Source organism: Advenella mimigardefordensis DPN7 (assembly GCF_000521505.1).
GTDB classification, from domain to species: domain Bacteria; phylum Pseudomonadota; class Gammaproteobacteria; order Burkholderiales; family Burkholderiaceae_B; genus Advenella; species Advenella mimigardefordensis.
The window spans coordinates 256,798-275,616 of record NZ_CP003915.1 but is presented as its reverse complement, the minus strand read 5'-3'; the positions used below and the strand labels follow the sequence as shown (position 1 = coordinate 275,616).

Genomic DNA, 18,819 nt, shown 5'->3' with positions numbered 1-18,819 from the left:
TTGAACCTCTAACTGCATCTGGCATTGATCCAGTCGCAGCCCTTATCGTACTTTTATTGGCGCTGTTTATTCACAAACTGCTTTACCGCCGCAGCAAACGTCTCGGGCTGCTCCACAACCGCAATGTGTGACGCATCTTCCAGCACCACCAGTTGCGCGCCGGCAATCTCGCGAGTCATGATTTCCGACATTTCCAGCGGTGCTCCCTGATCCAGTCGCCCGGCGATCACCAGGACAGGCAGAGACAGGTTTTTGAGTCTGTCGGTGGTATCGACGGTGCCCACAGCGTTGCAGCAGCCAATATATCCCTCGATATCGGTTGTGAGCAGACGACGGCGATACGCCGCCACTTCACCGGCATGTTCGCTGCGGAAAGTATCGTGAAAATAGCGCTGCATCACGGCATCGGCAATGGCTTCAACACCCTGCTCTCGCACTGTGGCAATACGCTGGCGCCAGTTGTCCCGCGCAGCTTGCGGGTAACCTGATGTGGAATTGGCAATCACAAGTGCAACCAGTAACTCAGGGTGACGCAAGGCCAGTTCCTGACCCACCATGGCGCCCATCGACAGGCCGATCCAGATCACCGGGCCGCAGTCCAGTTCGCGCAGCAGTCGTGCAGCGTCCTCGGCCAGTTCAGCCATTTGGTAAAGCCCTTCAGGTGCGTCGGAACTGCCATGACCACGATGATCGTAGGCAATCACGTCATGATCGGCCGCCAGCTCGCTGGCCAGACGATCCCACATGGTGAGGTCGCAACCCAGTGCATGACTTAACACAACTGTATTTTTTGCCTTGCCATTGCGGGCTCTGCGTAGCGTGTAGTGCAACGCCGGCTTACTGGCTGTACGGCCTTCCTGCCCAGTTCCGGAATGAGAGACATCCAAAGGAGAAAAGGCTTGCGGTGCGTAACCGATCTGCGGCCCGACTTCCTTCAGAATCGCCATGGCATGACTGAAAGCAGTGTTGGCAGCAGGCACACCGGCATAAATGGCCGCCTGCATCAGCACTTCCTTGAGTTCATCCGGCGTCATGCGCGATGGCTCTTCGCTCGTAAGCGCAGCACGCACATGCAGTTCAAACTCTTCCCACCGGCCCATCGCAATCGTGATAGACAAAACAATAATACGGCGCGTCTTGTGATCCAGACCCGGCCGGCTCCAGATTTCATGCCATGCAAAGCGGGAAATCAATTGCTGGAACTCGGCATTGAAATCATTGGCGCCATTCAGAGAGCGCTCTACCCAGGCATCGCCCAGGATACGACGACGGTTCTTCAGGCCGCGTTCAAGATTGTGGTCAACGGGATCAAAACTCATGCTAGGTCATTCCGAACAAAATGGATAATAGAAAAAGAGCCCGCATCTTCCTGCGCGCGCAACGCGCCGGGATACTGCGGGCCGCAATGTCGCGTTCTTCACGCGTTCCAGATGCGTCGACCGACATGGTACCCCAGAATCATAAGCCTCATGATTGACGGAGTACCTGGGCAGTGAATCACTGGCGCTCACACCGGGCTCATTGCCCGCGCGGCCGTTACCGGATGGGCTCGTAGCCTTCCTGATCTTCCGGCCAGGGGGTCAGCACTTCGAACCCATCGGCCGTCACCACGACCATATGCTCCCACTGCGCCGACAGGGAATGGTCTTTGGTAACCACCGTCCAGCCATCGGCCAGTTGTCGCGAGTGGCGTTTACCGGCGTTGATCATGGGCTCAATGGTGAACATCATGCCTTCCTGCAGCCGCAGTCCTTCACCGGGACGCCCGTAGTGCAGCACTTGCGGATCGTCATGGTAGACCTGGCCGATACCATGACCGCAATACTCGCGTACGATACTGAATCCTTCGCGGTGGGCAACGTTCTGTATGGCGTAGCCTACATCGCCCAGCGTGGCACCGGGACGCACCTGCCGGATACCGGCCAGCATGGCTTCATAGGTTGTATGCACCAGACGCTTAGCCAGCGGCCCGGGCTCGCCCACAAAGTACATACGGCTGGTATCACCGAACCAGCCGTCCTTGATGATGGCCACATCGATATTGATGATATCGCCATTGCGCAGCACCTTGTCGGATGGAATGCCATGACAGATGACATGGTTGACCGAGGTGCACACCGTTTTGGGAAAACCGTGATAGCCGACATTAGCGGGAATGGTATTCTGTACATTGACGATATAGTCGTTGCACAGCCTATCCAGCTCATCGGTGGTCACGCCAGCCTTCACGTGCGGCGCGATCATATGCAGCACATCGGCCGCGAGTCGGCCGGCGATGCGTGCCTTGGCAATGTCCTCGGCACTCTTGATGGAAACCCGCTGGTTCATTGACGCGCTCCTGCCGATGCACCCGCGCGGATGGCCGCTGTGCCCATGGTGGAGATGGCACCCAGATCCAGCGAGCCACCCTGCCCGGCCTGAACCAGCAAACGGCACAGATCGCTATGATCAAGGTCGGGATACATTTCAGCCAGCATGCCAATACGCATCCAGTGCTCGGCCTGTGCGTTGATGGAACGACTTAACGCCGTACTGGCCAGACGCAAATTCTCATGCATCTGGTCGGAGATTTTTACAATACCCATTATTTGTCCGGTTTTGGTAAAAAAAATGGCGCGGCAACAAGGCCACGCCAGCGCACAACATCATTCCATTGAAGATATTATACGAAACGTATACGTTCAGTATATCACGATAGTCATGCCTATGACCCCGCTTGCGAATTCAGACGAAAGCCAATGCACTCATCCATACAAGCAGCCAACTCACCTGATGCAGTATGTTCCAGGCGCAGCATCAGCTGAATAATCGTTTCGGTCTCGTCAGCGCCAATGACAGGCGCAACCCGCTGCCGAAAACTCCGAGCGGCCTGATCACAGGCAATGGGCTGATGAAGTGCTAGTGCAGTCCAGGCTTCAGATAATGCCCGGTTCAGATTCAACGAGCCCATGGCCTGTTGCAGTTGATCAATCGTGACGGGCAAACAATGCCCGCCCAGCGCCGCCATCTGGGCCGAGAGCACGCCATCCGTGGCGGCCCGACCGGGGCCGGGAAGATCACACTGGCCCTGATCCACACCGCCGACAGCATCGTACGCACCGGCCTGACCCAGTAGCGCGGCGTTTTCTGCCAGTTGCGCGGCCTGCGCAGCAGCCAATCCCATTGCGTCCAGGGTAACGCTGGCAGCCAGCTGGTTGGCTCTGGCTGCCGCCGCTGCTGCACCAACCGCTCCGTTATCCGCTGCGGCCTGCCAGGCACGGCTTTGATCCGTGCCACACAGCCCGGTCAGTATCGCTGTTGCGCTATAACCGGCGGCCAGCGCGCTCATGAACAAATGTCCGCTCCCCTGACGAGCCTGAACAAGCGCCCACGCAGCAGGAATGATGGCCGCATCAACGGCCCGCACCGCAGATGCCCTATCTGCATCAGGCTGTGCAACATCAAGCGTGGCGCCATAAAGCAAGGCTAATAACGCCGACGGCTTCGGCAACGCTTGTCTTGCATTGGCCATACCCGACACGCTATTGCCGGCATGGTTTCCGTTGTTGCCGATAGCGACGGCTTGCAGCACAGTTTCCCGCTGCGCCTGGTTAATATCCGTAGACAGCATGGTTGCAAATGCATTGAGTACGCGCCAGCGAATCTGTTCTGTGGCCGCAATCGGCACATTTTCAATTGCCATATTGCTGATGAGTTGCGCAAATTGCCTGATCACCGGATCGCTCATATCTTTCTTAACTCTTCTCTTGATTACAACTGCTATTGTGCGGCACACCACAGATCGCCGCCAGCGGTATTAAGGTCGTTTCTTGATGTGCATCATATTTTGCTCATATATAGACCCTGCTAACCACAGGGGAATTGCAGATGTAATCACCTACCGAACGATCACAGATATAATATCTGAACTTAAGTTCAGGCACAGGGGAAGGGTTCATGCCGGAGATCAAACCCGAGGAACATGGAAAACTGCTGTCGGTTGGCGAGATAGCTCAACGCAGCGGTGTGGCCGTATCTGCACTGCACTTTTATGAGCGCAAGGGCTTAATTTCCAGCATCAGAAACAGTGGCAACCAGCGTCGCTATAAGCGCGAAGTGCTGCGCAGAGTCGCCATTATCAAAGTGGCGCAGCGGGTAGGGATCCCATTAACAGACATTGCCGAAGCATTTGCTACCTTGCCCAGTGGCCGAACCCCAAGCGCAGCAGACTGGGAACGTCTGTCCCGGATCTGGCATGACGATCTGAACAACCGCATCCGAACGCTAAGCTGCTTGCGCGATCATCTGACCGAATGCATTGGATGCGGCTGCCTGTCCATTGCTTCATGCCCCTTGCGCAACCACCTGGACCGGCTCTCTGACAGCGGGCCGGGCGCCCATTTCCCACCCCCGGGCTAAGCGTTGCCATTTGTCCGCGAACGCCGCCCTATCCGGAACACGAATACCAAACACGTCATGTAAGGCGGCCTGGGCGGCTTCTGCACTTTGCAGAATAGTCTGATCCGTTTGTCCATCTTCGTAACGCGTGGTCAGCAACTGGTTGCGCAAGGTATGTCGGCCATTCTGAAAAATCCTTGCCGCCACAACCGAATGCCGAAAATGAGAATCGTCATGCGTAGCGGTGTAATAGTTGGGCGCGATATAGTCTACCGGCTGCTGTCGGGTCAGATCAAATCGATACATATTGCGCCAGACCGAGCCGGTATACACCTGCAGCCAGTATTCACCATCAATCAGCAGACAGCGATACGCTCCATGGCTGGTTTGCTGTACCGTTTCCCGGTTCATCACCATGGGCGCCGGAATGCAATTGCCGCCAAACCCCACATCAACAATATAAGGACGGTGCTCCAGCCGAACATGCAGCAACATATGAGAGCGAGGCGTAATGGCGTTATCGTCTGCTCCCCAAAGTACGCGTGCGAGCAGATTCGACACAGTAAAACCCAGGCGGTGCAAGACATGAGCAAACAGCAAATTCTGTTCGTAGCAGTACCCGCCACGCTCGCTGAATATCAGTTTGTGCTCAAGACTGGGCAGATCGATCGCCACAGGTCGATTCAGAAAGGGATCCAGATTTTCAAATGAGATCGTCTTCTGATGCAGCAACTGCAGTGCCGCAAGCGTCTCCAGTGAGGGGTCCCTGGATCCTGTATAACCGAGTTTGGCAAAATACGCGTTCAGATCGACTTTGTAATCTGTGGGCGGGGTCTTCATCAAAACACTCCGGATAAAAGAATAAATGACGATTGCAGTGTAAAACCTCAACCTATATTCAGGTCAAACCATCTGCTCCGCTGGTGTGCCCAAGCTCTGCAGGATCGCTGCAGAACCGGCATTGGCCGGCAGGAATATTTCCAGCACCCGCTCCGAAAGCGCAACGTCCAGGGGGGCCAAAGGTAATGATCGCAGTCAACAGGGACAGCACGCCTTCATGCGTGGCAAGCTGCAATGGCGCGGCAATGGCCGTCGATCCGCGAAATAAAAGGAATATCGCATGAGCCCGCTGTCCACATCAAGACCTCATTTACACAAAAATACAAATCGCCGTAAACCTGTTTCGCCTGTGAATCACCTGACAGAAAGGACTTACGTTATTATTTTTCATCTGAAAGGATGATGCGCGTGCAACGGAATATGGCACCGTCATCGCCCATACCGCCGCTTTATCATGATTCCATCAGGAGCAGACCTTGGCAGTGACTCATAACTACGACGTTACGGTTGAGTGGACCGGCAATCGCGGTGCCGGCACGCGAGACTATAAAAGCTATGACCGCGACCACATCATCCGTGTCAGCGGCAAACCCGACATCGCCGGCTCGTCGGATGCCGCCTTTGCCGGCGATGCGCAACGCTGGAATCCCGAAGACCTTCTGGTGGCTTCGCTATCGGCCTGCCATAAGCTGTGGTATCTGCATTTATGTTCGGATGCCGGCATTGAGGTGATGAGCTATATCGATCACGCCCATGGCGTCATGGTGAGCCACGCCAATGGCGGTGCCTTCAGCAAAGTACTGCTGCGGCCGGCCATTACCATTAGCCGGGAGCAGGATATCGACAAGGCCCGTCAACTGCATCACGAGGCCCACAAAAAGTGCTTTATAGCCAGTTCGGTTAACTTTCCGATAGAAGTTGAACCGGATATCCGGCTCGCGACAACGTAATCACGCAGGTCTGCGCAAGCAATCCCCAGAAACCACTGCGTTAACACGCCCCGCTTTCTGAAAGCCCTTTTTGAAAAAGCAAAGGCCACATGACAATCGCCATATGACCTTCGCTGCTGCCTTATCAGCAACAAACCAGCAAGGGCAATCAGTGCGTCACTTCGCTATCCGCACGTTTGCCCAGCAGAATGGCGGCAACCAGACCCAGCCCCACACCGAACATCACATAATACGTTGGCGCCATGGGCGAGCCGGTTTGCTGAATCAGCCAGGTCACGATGAACTGGGCAAAGCCGCCGATCAGCATCACCGCGATGTTATAGGAAATAGACAGTCCCAGCGAACGTACGCGCGTTGGGAATAACACTGCCATCACGGTACTGAAAACAGCAAAGAAACCCGCTGCGCACAGGCCGGTAGCCAATTGCACCACGATCAGCCTGAAGATGCTCGGTTCTGCCGTCAGCCAGGAGTAGATCGGGAACAGAATCACAAAATAAAGACCCAGTGAGCCAATCAGCAGTTTGCTGCGACCAATCCGGTCTGCCAGCATGCCCATCAGCGGGGTCAGAACCACTACCCAAAACGCGCCCAGCATCTGCACTTCAAATGTTTCCTGCAAAGGCAGCTTCAGTATCTTTGTCGCAAACGTCACCAGGTACGTGAAGGTAATGTACACGGTCACGGTCGCCGCTGCCACCAGCCCGATACCCAGAACGGTTTCCCGCCAAGCATTGACCAGCAGTTCGCCAATTGTAATACGGTGACCTTCTGCGGCCTCCTGCTTTTTGGCGTTACGAAACACCTCGGTTTCATCCAGCTGTTGTCGAATATAAACGGCAACGGGAATGATGACCAGCCCGACAAAGAACGGAATCCGCCAGGCCCAGGCTTCGATTTCTTCCTGTGTAAAATACACCGTCATCAGGGTGCCGGCTGCGGCACCAATTAACAGACCAATCATCTGTCCGGTCATTTGCCATGAACCGTAGAATCCGCGTTTGCCCGGCGGCGCCATTTCAATCAGCAGGGCCGTTGCCGTGCCGAATTCGCCGCCCGCCGAGAAACCCTGGATAAGTCGGGCGATCAGAATCAGGACCGGCGCCAGCATGCCGGCTGTCAGATAGGTGGGTGAAAACGTGATAATCGCCATGGAGACGGCCATCAGCGATGTGACCAGCACCAAGGCTGCCTTGCGCCCTTTTTTGTCTCCATACATGCCCAGGATGATGCCACCCACCGGCCGCATGAAAAAGCCCACGCCAAATATTGCGGTGGTCATAAGAATAGCGTTCAGATCGCCACTTGCTGCAGACGGGTCCACAGGAAAGAAGAGCCTGGCGATAATCGGCGTCATGAAGGCGAAGACCAGAAAGTCGTACCACTCCAGCGCATTGCCGATCACTGCGGCAGCCAGGTTGCGCACCGAAACCTTGGTCGATTGCATGTAAATGTCCTTTACCGGTTAGAATAAGAAATTAAAATACTTTGTAATGACAGGCAACACAAGTACGCAAGAATGGTTAACGTGTAAAAACACCTGATTCTGTGGTTTTTACATACACCTTAGCCCGCATCAAGGACAATTTCGCATGACTAGCAATATCACCAAAGAAGAATGGCTCGCCACTCTGGTCGGCATGGACACAACCAGTCGCAACTCCAACATGGGCTTGATCGAAACAATTCGCGACGCACTGTCTGCCCAGGGCGTAGACAGCTGGCTCACCACCGATGACAAGGGAGCCAAGGCCAATCTGTTTGCCACGCTGCCCGCCTCGGACGGGCAGACTCAGGGCGGCGTAGCGCTATCGGGCCATACCGATGTCGTACCGGTAGACGGACAGGACTGGGCTACCGATCCGTTTGTACTGTCGCCCGCACAGGATCGTTTCTATGGTCGCGGCACCTGCGACATGAAAGGATTTATTGCAACTGCAATGGCCCTGGTGCCGGAATTCCTGCAGCAAAAGCGCAGCAAGCCAATACACCTTGCCTTCTCTTATGATGAAGAAGTCGGTTGTGCCGGTGCACCATTCATGCTCAAAGAACTGCAAAAACGCAATCAGAAAATAGATGGTTGTGTCGTCGGCGAGCCGACCGGGATGCGGGTTGTGGTTGCACACAAGGGAATTAATCTGTTTACCTGCCGGGTTCACGGCAAGGCAGCACACTCTTCGCTCACGCCCTTCGGCTGCAATGCGATTGAACACGCGGCCCGACTGATCTGCCACATCCGTGATCTTGCCGATCACTACCGTGATACCGGCCCTTATGACAATCACTATGACGTGGCATACTCCACCATTACCACGAATAAGATCGCGGGCGGCATTGCCGTCAACACGATTCCCGGCGAGTGCCAGTTCAACTACGAGTTCCGCAATCTGCCCGGCATGCCCGGCGAACAAATCCAGGCAAAAATTCAGGAGTATGTAAATAACGAGCTGCTGCCACGCATGCAAAAAGAATATCCGGATGCACGCATCGACATCACGGCCAACGCCAGCGCGCCTGCGCTTGAAGCCTCTGAGCAGGCAGCGATTACCGAACTGGTACGGGCACTCACCCAGGATCACGAAACCCGCAAGGTCGCGTATGGGACTGAGGCCGGCCTGTTCCAGCAACTGGGCATCCCCACCATTGTTTGCGGCCCAGGGCTGATCGAACAGGCGCACAAACCCGATGAATTCGTAGACTTCTCGCAATTGAACGACTGCGAAAATTTCCTGAGGAAATTGTCCGCAAGCCTTTGACGGTTATGCCGTCGCCGATTCAAAACGGCGACATGCTGCGACAGCGTCCAATAAATCAAGTCCAAAAAAAAGGATGTCCTTATCAGGATCATCCTTTTTTTACAACTTCATTCAGCGAAAAACGCTGCTTACCTCTGCTTAATCGAACCCGCATGACGGCTGAACACCGTCACGCAGCTTGGTTCACAACTTACTTCTTGCCGTTACCGGCCTTGACATCATCCAGTGCAAAAACGAATACGGAATGACCGGAGTCAACCACGTTTTTCAGTTCCGGGCTCAGAATCGCGGCAGGCGGTGTCTGCGCATTCGGGCCTGTCACAACGGCAATGTACTGCTTGCCATTGACGCTGTATGTCATTGGGAAGCCACCAATGGATGTATTCAGACGGATAGACCACAGCTTATCGCCGTTGTTCTGGTCATATGCAGCAAACTCACGCATGCTGTCGCCGGTAAAGACCAGGCCGCCGCCCGTTGTCAACACACCAGAGCTGAAAATCGGTTTCTGCTTTTGAACCCACAGGAATTTACCGGTTTTCACATCAACCGCATAAACGCGACCCACGCTATCTTCTCCTGGCGCAAACGATACTGCACCAGATGCCTGTGCACCCACAGACTCACCTGTGCGCAGTTCTATCGGCTTGGGCGTGAGCTCCTTGCATGAAGAGCTGACAGGAACGTACAGCGCGTTTGTCAGCGGGCTGTATGCAGATGCCATCCACAGTTTACCCAGGTCACGGCCGCCACATACCTTGACTGTTTCGTCAATGCTTTTGGCTTTCAGATCGGTATTGGTAATGACTTTACCGTCTTCGGTGAAACCCTTGATCACGTTTTGATAAACGGTATCACGTGCCCACAGCAGCTTGCCGGTATCACGATCCAGCACAAAGGCGGTACCGTATTTACCGGGAACAGATGCAATCACATCATATTTCTTGCCTGGCTCTACGTCCTTGCTCATGTAGGCTACTTCGCCCTTGGACGGTGCAATCTGGCTTTCTACCAGCACGCGTTCAAACGGGCTGTCCAGATCCCAGTCGTCATTCGGCATATGCTGATAATGCCATTTGACTTTACCGGTTTCCGCATCAATCGCCAGTGTGGAGCTGGTGTACAGCGCATCGCCATCGCCGCTGCCGCGCAAAACGGATGGATAAGGAATCGGCATACCTACGCCCCAGAACAGCATTTTGCGTTTCGGATCATAAGAACCCGTAATCCAGGGAGAGCCGCCCCAGCGGTTTTCCTTGGCCAGACCACCCCAGCTATCGTCTACCGCCGGGTCACCAATGGTGTTCAGACGCCACAACTCCTTGCCGGTTGCCGCATCATGTGCCGTGATATAGCAACCACCTGCTGTGCCTGTAATACTGCAGCCAGATGTGCCGGTAAACACTTTGCCGTCAACGACCAGCGGGCCGGCAGTAAAGCTATAGCCTTTTTCCCATTCATTGACCTGAACTTCCCACAGCTTCTTGCCGGTTTTCGCTTCAAGCGCAACCAGTTTGGCATCCGGTGTGGTCAGATAAACCTTGTCTTCGTACAGTGCCAGCGAGTTGCGCTGACGATTGGCCTGTGCATCATGATAGCCACCGGTAAATTTCGGCAATGGCTGGGTGTATTCCCAGATCAGGTCGCCTGTCGTCGCGTCCAGCGCCTGCACGTGGCTGCGGTTCATGCCCAGGAACATGATACCGTCGTGAACCAGCGGTGCTGTTTCCTGCAGACCACCTACCGGCATAGACCAGGCCCAGGCCAGATCCAGCTGTTTCACGTTCTTTTTATTGACCTGATCCAGGGGGCTGTAGCCCTGATTGTCAATGGTACGGCGCCAGCTCGGCCAGTCGCCGTCGGCCGGTTTCAAAATCTGTTCGTTGGAAATGGGTTTGTAGTCGTCGATTTTCACTTGTGCCTGAGCCGCGCAAGCAAACATCACGGCAGCTGAGACAGCCAAAAGGCTATGGATTTTCATTTTGTGTCCTATTCTTCAATATTCATTACACGTCGCGGCTCACCAGAGGAACATCGCAACGTTGTTCAAATGCGCCTATCAGCGTGCAGCCTTGGCCTGTTCGGCCGAAACGCCGCCGAACTTATTACCCCAGCTGTTACGAACGTACGTGGCAACGGCGGCAACCTGCTCGTCATTGAACTGACCACCCAGCGCCGGCATACTGTTCAGGCCGTGGATAATCGTGCTAAGCAGAGCCGGAGCATTAGCCAGCCTGTCGAATCCTTCCAGCTTCGTGCCGAACGCGCCCTGGCCTTCTGCACCATGGCAGGCAGCACACGTGCTGCTGAATACTTTGGCACCGGCAGCCATCAGCTCCGGTGTCGCTTCTACTTTTTCGCCTGCCACTTCAGGCTTATCGGCCGTACCGAGTACAGAGACCATCACGCCAACATCAGCAAAACCCTGGCCATTCATATCGCCTGGCTGTTTGTCGCCATCAAAGCGATACAGGGGAAGGCCGCCATAACTAACCTGGGACACGCCCTGCTCGTTTTTTTCTGCCTTGAGCAGACCCGGCAAAATGTCGCGGCCCAGCGGACGGCTCTCGGAAACCACCGGCTCCCAGTGTTTCATACACGCCTCATCACAGGCCGCTTTGTTCTCTTTGCTCAGTGTATATAGCGTGCGCCCTTGTGCGTCGACAAGAAAGGGCGTCATGGTGCCGCTGGAGCCTTTGGCAATCAGGGTTGCGGAAGTGGGCGCTGCCGTGTTCGCATTTGCCAGACTGCCAAAGCCCAATGCAGCCGCACACGCGACTGCTGCGGCAGTGTGTGTCAGTTTAAATTTCATTGCTTTTCTCGTGTTGGGAAGAGTTCGAATTGATCATTGCCAGAACCATGGTTTGGTTGACTAGTCAATGATATAGATCAAATGATATGCTTTTATCTCACACGAAACAACCGTTACTGCGCTATTTGGCTTAATTGGAGCTGAACATCAAGGACTTAGCGCACATTCACCTACAACCACCCGGATAAAACGTTGGTAACCCGACACAACGCGCATGCCTCATTCCCTTTGAGCAACCTCAAAAGCAGTGTGGCCGGTCTGTAGCATTTGTGCGCTGTTCAGCAACAAACAGAGCATAGCGCGGATACTCCGATGCTCACAGCAGGCACAACACTGCCCGCGGGCAGCGATTGCATTACAATTGAAATGGCATGACGACTGTCATCAACAGGGCTGCTCACAGCCCGCTACACAGAAACAGGCGGTTTTGGTAATGGAAAATCTTGATGTTCTCGTACTGCGCAAACTTTGCGCGTGGCGCCAGGAAGGGAAAAAAGCCCTGCTGGCTACCGTCATTCGAACCTGGGGGTCTTCGCCGCGACCGCTGGGGTCGGTCATGGCCCTGTGCGAAGACGGTGCGGTAGTCGGCTCGGTTTCCGGCGGCTGTATTGAAGACGATTTGATCTATCGCTACACCGGCGGCAGCGACAAGGCCGCACTGGTCAATGGCGGCCCCCCCTGTCTGGCCCGCTATGGCGTGACGGCTGAAGAAGCCTATCGCTTCGGTCTGCCTTGCGGCGGCACCCTGGAAATCCTGCTGGAATTCAATCCCGACGCGCAGCTGTTGAATGAACTGGTGGCGGCCCTGGAACAGGGCCAACTGATGCAACGCACCGTGCAATTGGATAATGGCAACGTCCATCAACAAGCAATAGCGCAGCCCTTGCCTCTTGGTATTGATGACAAGACGCTGCAAAACACCTTCGGTCCGGAATTTCGCATGCTGCTGATCGGTGCCGGCCAATTGACCGAGTATGTGGCGACCATGGCCCTGTTCAACGGCTTTGCCGTGACCGTCTGTGATCCCCGCATCGAATACCGCAATGGCTGGTCGGTGCCGGGCGTGACGGTGCTCTCTGATATGCCCGACGATGTAGTCACCGCTTTTCGACCGGATCGGCGCAGTTGCATTATTGCCCTGACGCACGACCCCAAGCTGGATGATCTGGCCCTTATGGAGGCGCTGCTCTCAGACGCGTTCTACGTGGGTGCCATCGGCTCGCGTCGAAATAATCACAGTCGTCGTGAGCGGCTGCAGACGCATTTTGGCATTACCGCACAGCAGCTTGCCCGCCTGCGCGGCCCTATCGGTATCTATATCGGCAGCAAATCACCCGCAGAGATTGCCGTGAGCGTGATGGCAGAAGTGATTGCGGTGAAGAACGGCCTGCTGCTGCCGGAGAACTTCGATGTCTCTCATGCCAAGGCCAACCCGTCTGAATACGCCGCCTGATAGACAGCATGCCTGTATCTGATTGCCACCAGCCCGTACCTGCCGTACCCGATATCGTTGCTGTAGTTCTGGCGGCAGGCCAGGGTTCACGCTTTGATGCATCCGGTACGCGTTATAAGCCGGTACAGCCACTGGCCGATGGCACCCCTATGGTCTATGCCGTTTGTCATCGCCTGCTGCAACATATTGATGCAGTCACGGTGGTCTGCGGCCCGCAGCAGAAGGCGGTGCGCGATGCGCTGGGTGAGCTGCCGGTCAATCTGATTCATTGCGCCGATGCCGAGACAGGCATGAGCGCCTCGCTGCGTTTCGGTATCCGCCACAGCCCGGCACGCCTTGGCTGGATCATCGCCCTTGCCGACATGCCATGCATCAACGCGAGCACGGTGCAGACCGTGACCGAACACCTGCGCCAGGGAGGCCGCATTGTACGTCCTCACTATGCGAACAGGCCAGGCCATCCCGTGGCCTTTGCCAGTGAATTCAGAAACGAACTATTGCAAGTGACGGGGGACGAAGGGGCACGCGCGGTCGTCACCCGTCACCCCGATGCCTTAACGCTTATCCCCGTCAATGATCCGGGCTGCCTGCTCGATATTGATACCCATGAACAATTACTGCAGCTCGGCAAGGCCGGCGACCCGCTCACTCCAGCATAAAAAATGGAGCGTATCAAACGCCCCACTTACTTGTAAAATAGCCAAAAGCTGTGCCGCCTGCCCACAAATCGTTAACGAGAAATATCGTTAAAGAGAAATGCGCCAACCGCATTCAATGCCAGCACCGCAGACCCGGGATCAACCGAACCCGGGTCTGCTCGCCGTTGGCCTGCTGCCCCTAAGTTTTCTGCTGCAACTGATTGGCAATCGGCAGACTGCGAATCCGCTTGCCCGTCGCCGCAAAAATTGCATTGCACAGCGCGGCAGATACGGGCGGCGTACCCGGTTCACCGACGCCACCCAGTGGCGCATCATAATCGCTGGCCGCAACCAGATGAACATGAATCTCACGCGGCGCACTCATCATGGAGGTGATACGATAGTCGTGGAAATTGCTTTGCACGGCCGCACCATCCTTGAAACTGATTTCGCCCAGCGTCGCCAGGCTCACGCCCATAACCGTTGCGCCTTCAATCTGGGCACGAATGCGTTCAGGGTTGACCTGCGGTCCGCAATCGACTGCCACATCAACGCGCGGAATCGACAGATCGCCGTTTTCGGACACGTGCACATGCACGACGGTCGCCACATAGGTCACAAAACTATAATGCGCCGCCAGTCCCATGGCCTGACCTTTTTCAGCAGACTTGCCCCAGCCCGCTTCGCGGGTGACCGTTTCAATCACATTGCGCAAGCGGCCCGTATCCACGGGGTACAGTTCAGGTGACTCGCCGTGATTCCATCCGTCCGACAGCGCGGCCGGATCGATACGCCGGGCCGGACCGATCAGATCCAGCAGAAAGTCTCGGTGGTCTTTGCCCTGATCAGCGGCCATTTCTGCCACAAAGGACTGAACGGCAAACGCGCGGGGAATATTCGACACAGATCGGAACCAACCGATACGGGTATGCGCTACAGCCTCGGGGTTTTCTACCCGAACATTAGGGATGGCAAAGGGTACATTGGCTGCACCCATACCCAGCTCGCTGGCAGACTGCTTCGTAGAGTCCGCAAAGGTGGAACTAATGGATGGCGCCGCTGAGCGATGCAACCATGCCGTCACCTTACCCTGCGCGTCCAATCCCGCTTCCAGGTGCTCCACCGACACAGTGTGATAATAGGAATGCTGAATGTCATCTTCACGGGTCCAGGTGACCTTCACCGGCTTACCATCCATGGCCTTGGACAACAGTCCGGCTTCAACCACAAAATCCGGCTTGGACTTGCGGCCGAAACCGCCGCCCAGCAGCGTCTGATTCACCTTGACGTTCTCCGGTGACAGTTCAAGCCATTTGACCAGCATGTCATGGGTTGCCTGCGGTGCCTGCACACTGGCCCAGGCTTCACATTTGCCATCAACAATTCTGACTGTCGCTACCGGTGTTTCCATGGGCGCCTGCGCCAGATGCGGAACGTAATACTCAGCCTGAATCCGTTTGGCGGCGCTGCCCAGGGCAGCCATCGTATCGCCGTCGTTGCGCGCGGCTTTTTCTGTCGGCTTGCTTACCGACGCTTCCAGCTGCTTACGGTATTGTGCCGAATCATAAGAGGCGTGAGGTCCTCCATCCCATTCAATTTTCAAAGCCCTGCGCCCGGCGATGGCGGCCCAGGTATTGGTAGCGATCACGGCCACGCCGCCCAGAGGATTGAACATGGCCGGTGGTGGCGAGCCGGCCAGCGTCACCACTTTGACCACACCCGGCACTTTAAGAGCGTCGGTATCATCCACCTTGATCAATTTGCCGCCAAACACCGGTGGACGCGCCACAACGGCATACAGCATGTCGTCGAACCGGATATCCTGGCCGTATTTTGCACGCCCCGTGACGATATCCATGCCATCTGCAATATGCGTCTGGCCTTTGCCGATATAGCGAAAGGCATCTGCCGTTTTCAGTTTCAGCGCGTCGGCAGCGGGCACCTCAAGCTGCGCCGCTTTCTGTGCGACATCGCCAAAGCCGAGTTTTTTTCCGCTTGGCGTATGAATCAGTTCGTGATTTTTTGCCTGCACTTCGGATTCGGGTACATTCCACTGGCTGGCGGCGGCCGAAATAAGCATGGCGCGCGCAGCGGCACCCACACGTCGCAGCGGCATGAAGAAATGCCGTGTACTGCGCGAACCATCCGTGTCCTGATTGCCGAAACGCGCTTCGTCCGCCCAGGCCTGCTTGACCGTCACGCGGCCCCAGTCGGCATCCATTTCATCGGCAACAACCATGGGCAGGCTGGTCCTGACGCCCTGACCCATTTCGGCCCGATGACACAAAATCGTAACTGCGCCGTCAGCGGCAATCGCCACGAATACCAGCGGATTGTCCACCGTACCATGCGGCATGCCATCGGCCCCATATTTTGGGGGACCCTTCTGCTCTTCACCTTCAGCAAACACGCGTAGCGGTGTGCCAACGGCCAGAACCAGGCCACCCAGGGCAAAGCTCTTGAGCATCCTGCGCCGGCTGATATTGCTGATCTGCACGTCGGCCGTTGCGATGGCGGAAGCGTTTACACGTACATTCATTTTGCACCTCCGGCCTGTGCGACGTTCTTGATGGCGCTGCGAATGCGCGTATAGGTGCCGCAACGACACAAATTACCACTCATGGCAGCATCGATTTCGGCATCGGTCGGCGCAGGAGTCTTTTTGAGCAGAGCCGTGGCTGACATGATTTGTCCCGCCTGACAGAATCCGCATTGCGGCACGCCCATTTCGACCCAGGCTTTCTGTACGGCCTTGCCGGTCTCGTCGTTTTCCACAGCTTCAATCGTGACGATTTTCTTGCCTGCAGCCGCAGTAATCGGTGTGACACAGGACCGGATCGGCGCACCGTCAAGATGCACCGTACAGGCGCCGCATAGCGACATACCGCAGCCGAATTTTGTTCCGGTAAATCCGAGGTGATCGCGCAGTGCCCAGAGAATGGGCGTATCTTCCGGCAGGTCTACCTCATGCTTCGAGCCGTTAATTTCAAGTGTAATCATTGCAGCCTTCCTTTGCATTCGTTCAAACAAAATGTGTCATCGTAAAGCCCCATCATTGGCGAACGATCATGCACGATGCAGGCTATCCGAACTCGCATTACTGTATTCAGTATAACAATCTTATCAAGGATGTGAGCAATTTCGCGATAGCACATATGTCATAACAACTTACGCCAGCGCATGGTTATCATGCCTGACCATATAGGCAGATAACCATGCGCAGCCAGCTTTGGCATCGCGGTACACATGAAGTACAAAAGAAAACCGGTGCAGCCTGCAACTATGCAAACCTGCACCGGTCAGACAGAATGGACCGCAAAAAGCGGTCCGCTTCAGACGGCGATCAGAAAAAGCCCAGCGCTTTGGGGCTATAGCTCACCAGCAGGCATTTTGTCTGCTGGTAGTTGGACAGCGCCATTTTGTGATTTTCACGACCAATGCCAGACTGTTTATATCCGCCGAAAGCAGCATGTGCCGGATACAGATGATAGCAATTGGTCCACACGCGGCCAGCTTCAATTCCACGTCCCATGCGATAGGCACGGGAACCATCCCGGGTCCATACGCCTGCACCTAGGCCGTAATAGGTATCGTTGGCGATGGCCAATGCTTCATCTTCGTCCTTGAAGGTGGTTACAGAAGCCACTGGTCCGAAAATTTCCTCCTGGAAGATACGCATGTCGTTCTTGCCGGCAAGCATGGTTGGCGTAACGTAATAGCCTTCTTCCAGACTCTGCACACGATTGCGTTCACCACCGGTCAGGCATTCTGCGCCCTCGCCACGGCCGATATCAATATAGCCCAGGATCTTGTCCAGCTGCGCCTGCGACGCCTGTGCACCAACCATGGTGCTCATATCCAGCGGGTTGCCCGCCTTGATCTTCTGCACCCGGTTAATGGCTCTATCGATAAACTGTTCGTAGATAGACTCCTGAATCAGAATCCGCGATGGGCATGTGCACACTTCACCCTGGTTAAGCGCGAACATCGACAAGCCTTCAAGCGCCTTGTCGAAATAATCGTCCTGCTGATCCATCACATCGGCAAAAAATACGTTCGGACTTTTACCGCCGAGCTCAACGGTAGATGGAATCAGGTTATCGGCCGCTGCGTGCAGAATATGTTTGCCGGTAGCGGTAGAGCCGGTAAAGGCAATTTTGGCAATCCGCTTGTTCGTGGCCAGTGCATTGCCAGCCTCTTTACCAAAACCATTCACTACGTTGATGACACCTGCAGGGAACAGATCTCCAATGATTTCCATCAATACCAGAATGGAGGCCGGTGTTTGCTCTGCCGGTTTCAACACAACGCAGCAGCCCGCTGCCAGTGATGGAGCCAGTTTCCAGATGGCCATCAGAATCGGGAAATTCCATGGAATGATCTGTCCAACCACACCCAGCGGCTCATGAAAATGATAGGCCACGGTGGTATTGTCGATTTCAGAAATACCACCTTCCTGCGCCCGGATGCAGCCGGCGAAATAGCGCAGATGGTCTACGGCCAGTGGCAGGTCGGCTGCCATTGTTTCACGCAAAGGCTTACCGTTATCAATCGTTTCGGCCACCGCCAGCACTTTCAGATTCTGCTCCATGCGATCAGCCATTTTCAGCAGCAGATTGGCCCTCTCGGTTGTCGAGGTCTGCCCCCAGGCACGGCGTGCAGCGTGCGCAGCGTCCACGGCGCGCTCAATATCATCGGCGCCGGATTTTGGCACCTCGCAAAACACCTGTCCGTTGACAGGTGAAATATTCTGAAAGTATTCACCCGAGACCGGCTCCACCCATTTGCCGCCAATATAGTTGCCGTATTTGGTCTTGTATGGGTAGTCAGTATCGATGCCAAATTGTTTCAAATCGGAAAGGTTCATGTCTTATCTCCTGATATTCATTTTTAAAATGGCGCGGGCCGTTGCGACCTCGTGCTGCTCTTTCCATGGAGCAAATTCCATGCCATATTGTCGGCAGGCTGCAAAGCCATTTTTTGGAGTAGAATA

16 protein-coding genes are annotated in these 18,819 nt (G+C 55.3%); 5 read left to right on the top strand and 11 right to left on the bottom strand.

Annotation, left to right across the window (positions count from 1 at the left end):
• Positions 1-53: 53 nt before the first annotated feature.
• From pcaCD to MIM_RS01245, 4 genes are all read right to left on the bottom strand, one after another.
• Positions 54-1,319 (bottom strand): bifunctional 4-carboxymuconolactone decarboxylase/3-oxoadipate enol-lactonase PcaCD, encoded by a 1,266-nt coding sequence (pcaCD, locus tag MIM_RS01260; RefSeq protein ID WP_025370943.1) that lies wholly within the window; start codon positions 1,317-1,319, stop codon positions 54-56.
• A 217-nt stretch (positions 1,320-1,536) separates the two neighbouring features.
• Positions 1,537-2,328, bottom strand: a complete 792-nt coding sequence (map, locus tag MIM_RS01255; RefSeq protein ID WP_025370942.1) for a type I methionyl aminopeptidase — start codon at positions 2,326-2,328, stop codon at positions 1,537-1,539.
• The gene (locus tag MIM_RS01250; protein WP_025370941.1) at positions 2,325-2,585 is read right to left on the bottom strand and encodes a ParD-like family protein; all 261 of its coding nucleotides are present in this window, start codon (positions 2,583-2,585) and stop codon (positions 2,325-2,327) included. The genes map and MIM_RS01250 overlap by 4 nt, the downstream gene beginning before the upstream one ends.
• Positions 2,586-2,704: 119 nt before the next feature.
• Complete coding sequence (locus MIM_RS01245) at positions 2,705-3,727, bottom strand: MmgE/PrpD family protein (protein ID WP_025370940.1); 1,023 nt, start codon at positions 3,725-3,727, stop codon at positions 2,705-2,707.
• A gap of 209 nt (positions 3,728-3,936) precedes the next feature.
• Between MIM_RS01245 and soxR the strand changes: the two genes are divergently transcribed.
• Positions 3,937-4,398, top strand: a complete 462-nt coding sequence (gene soxR / locus MIM_RS22350) for a redox-sensitive transcriptional activator SoxR (RefSeq protein ID WP_084458883.1) — start codon at positions 3,937-3,939, stop codon at positions 4,396-4,398.
• Here soxR and MIM_RS01240 read toward each other — a convergent pair.
• Positions 4,324-5,217, bottom strand: coding sequence for an arylamine N-acetyltransferase family protein (locus MIM_RS01240; RefSeq protein WP_025370939.1), 894 nt, complete (start codon positions 5,215-5,217; stop codon positions 4,324-4,326). The two genes, soxR and MIM_RS01240, sit on opposite strands and share 75 nt — an antisense overlap.
• Before the next feature lie 476 nt (positions 5,218-5,693).
• Between MIM_RS01240 and MIM_RS01235 the strand changes: the two genes are divergently transcribed.
• Positions 5,694-6,167, top strand: a complete 474-nt coding sequence (locus MIM_RS01235) for an OsmC family protein (protein WP_025370938.1) — start codon at positions 5,694-5,696, stop codon at positions 6,165-6,167.
• 148 nt (positions 6,168-6,315) lie between these two features.
• Here the strand turns inward: MIM_RS01235 and MIM_RS01230 are convergent, their stop codons facing one another.
• Positions 6,316-7,614, bottom strand: coding sequence for an MFS transporter (locus MIM_RS01230; RefSeq protein ID WP_025370937.1), 1,299 nt, complete (start codon positions 7,612-7,614; stop codon positions 6,316-6,318).
• 145 nt (positions 7,615-7,759) lie between these two features.
• On the opposite strand from MIM_RS01230, the gene argE reads away from it, so the two are divergent.
• Complete coding sequence (argE, locus tag MIM_RS01225; protein WP_025370936.1) at positions 7,760-8,923, top strand: acetylornithine deacetylase; 1,164 nt, start codon at positions 7,760-7,762, stop codon at positions 8,921-8,923.
• Positions 8,924-9,113: 190 nt separating this feature from the next.
• On the opposite strand, the gene MIM_RS01220 is transcribed toward argE, so the two are convergent.
• Positions 9,114-10,904 (bottom strand): pyrroloquinoline quinone-dependent dehydrogenase, encoded by a 1,791-nt coding sequence (locus tag MIM_RS01220; protein ID WP_025370935.1) that lies wholly within the window; start codon positions 10,902-10,904, stop codon positions 9,114-9,116.
• 78 nt (positions 10,905-10,982) lie between these two features.
• Positions 10,983-11,735 (bottom strand): c-type cytochrome, encoded by a 753-nt coding sequence (locus MIM_RS01215; RefSeq protein ID WP_025370934.1) that lies wholly within the window; start codon positions 11,733-11,735, stop codon positions 10,983-10,985.
• A 433-nt stretch (positions 11,736-12,168) separates the two neighbouring features.
• On the opposite strand from MIM_RS01215, the gene MIM_RS01210 reads away from it, so the two are divergent.
• On the top strand, positions 12,169-13,188 hold the full coding sequence (locus MIM_RS01210) for an XdhC family protein (protein WP_025370933.1): 1,020 nt from the start codon (positions 12,169-12,171) through the stop codon (positions 13,186-13,188).
• Between the two features lie 8 nt (positions 13,189-13,196).
• On the top strand, positions 13,197-13,847 hold the full coding sequence (locus tag MIM_RS01205; RefSeq protein WP_025370932.1) for a nucleotidyltransferase family protein: 651 nt from the start codon (positions 13,197-13,199) through the stop codon (positions 13,845-13,847).
• Between the two features lie 178 nt (positions 13,848-14,025).
• On the opposite strand, the gene MIM_RS01200 is transcribed toward MIM_RS01205, so the two are convergent.
• The 3 genes from MIM_RS01200 to exaC form a co-directional block, all read right to left on the bottom strand.
• Positions 14,026-16,365, bottom strand: a complete 2,340-nt coding sequence (locus MIM_RS01200; RefSeq protein ID WP_025370931.1) for a xanthine dehydrogenase family protein molybdopterin-binding subunit — start codon at positions 16,363-16,365, stop codon at positions 14,026-14,028.
• Positions 16,362-16,826 carry a (2Fe-2S)-binding protein gene (locus MIM_RS01195; protein ID WP_025370930.1) on the bottom strand — a complete coding sequence of 155 codons (465 nt, stop codon included), beginning with the start codon at positions 16,824-16,826 and terminating at the stop codon, positions 16,362-16,364. The genes MIM_RS01200 and MIM_RS01195 overlap by 4 nt, the downstream gene beginning before the upstream one ends.
• 343 nt (positions 16,827-17,169) lie before the next feature.
• Positions 17,170-18,693: an acetaldehyde dehydrogenase ExaC gene (exaC, locus tag MIM_RS01190; protein WP_025370929.1), complete on the bottom strand. Its 1,524-nt coding sequence runs from the start codon at positions 18,691-18,693 to the stop codon at positions 17,170-17,172.
• Between the last annotated feature and the right edge of the window lie 126 nt (positions 18,694-18,819).

What these genes read in the sequence shown, in the direction of transcription:
- pcaCD (WP_025370943.1), bottom strand. Translation starts at nt 1,319, where the DNA reads ATGAGTTTTGATCCCGTTGACCACAATCTTGAACGCGGCCTGAAGAAC.
- map (WP_025370942.1), bottom strand. Translation starts at nt 2,328, where the DNA reads ATGAACCAGCGGGTTTCCATCAAGAGTGCCGAGGACATTGCCAAGGCA.
- MIM_RS01250 (WP_025370941.1), bottom strand. Translation starts at nt 2,585, where the DNA reads ATGGGTATTGTAAAAATCTCCGACCAGATGCATGAGAATTTGCGTCTG.
- MIM_RS01245 (WP_025370940.1), bottom strand. Translation starts at nt 3,727, where the DNA reads ATGAGCGATCCGGTGATCAGGCAATTTGCGCAACTCATCAGCAATATG.
- soxR (WP_084458883.1), top strand. Translation starts at nt 3,937, where the DNA reads ATGCCGGAGATCAAACCCGAGGAACATGGAAAACTGCTGTCGGTTGGC.
- MIM_RS01240 (WP_025370939.1), bottom strand. Translation starts at nt 5,217, where the DNA reads ATGAAGACCCCGCCCACAGATTACAAAGTCGATCTGAACGCGTATTTT.
- MIM_RS01230 (WP_025370937.1), bottom strand. Translation starts at nt 7,614, where the DNA reads ATGCAATCGACCAAGGTTTCGGTGCGCAACCTGGCTGCCGCAGTGATC.
- argE (WP_025370936.1), top strand. Translation starts at nt 7,760, where the DNA reads ATGACTAGCAATATCACCAAAGAAGAATGGCTCGCCACTCTGGTCGGC.
- MIM_RS01220 (WP_025370935.1), bottom strand. Translation starts at nt 10,904, where the DNA reads ATGAAAATCCATAGCCTTTTGGCTGTCTCAGCTGCCGTGATGTTTGCT.
- MIM_RS01215 (WP_025370934.1), bottom strand. Translation starts at nt 11,735, where the DNA reads ATGAAATTTAAACTGACACACACTGCCGCAGCAGTCGCGTGTGCGGCT.
- MIM_RS01210 (WP_025370933.1), top strand. Translation starts at nt 12,169, where the DNA reads ATGGAAAATCTTGATGTTCTCGTACTGCGCAAACTTTGCGCGTGGCGC.
- MIM_RS01205 (WP_025370932.1), top strand. Translation starts at nt 13,197, where the DNA reads ATGCCTGTATCTGATTGCCACCAGCCCGTACCTGCCGTACCCGATATC.
- MIM_RS01200 (WP_025370931.1), bottom strand. Translation starts at nt 16,365, where the DNA reads ATGAATGTACGTGTAAACGCTTCCGCCATCGCAACGGCCGACGTGCAG.
- MIM_RS01195 (WP_025370930.1), bottom strand. Translation starts at nt 16,826, where the DNA reads ATGATTACACTTGAAATTAACGGCTCGAAGCATGAGGTAGACCTGCCG.
- exaC (WP_025370929.1), bottom strand. Translation starts at nt 18,693, where the DNA reads ATGAACCTTTCCGATTTGAAACAATTTGGCATCGATACTGACTACCCA.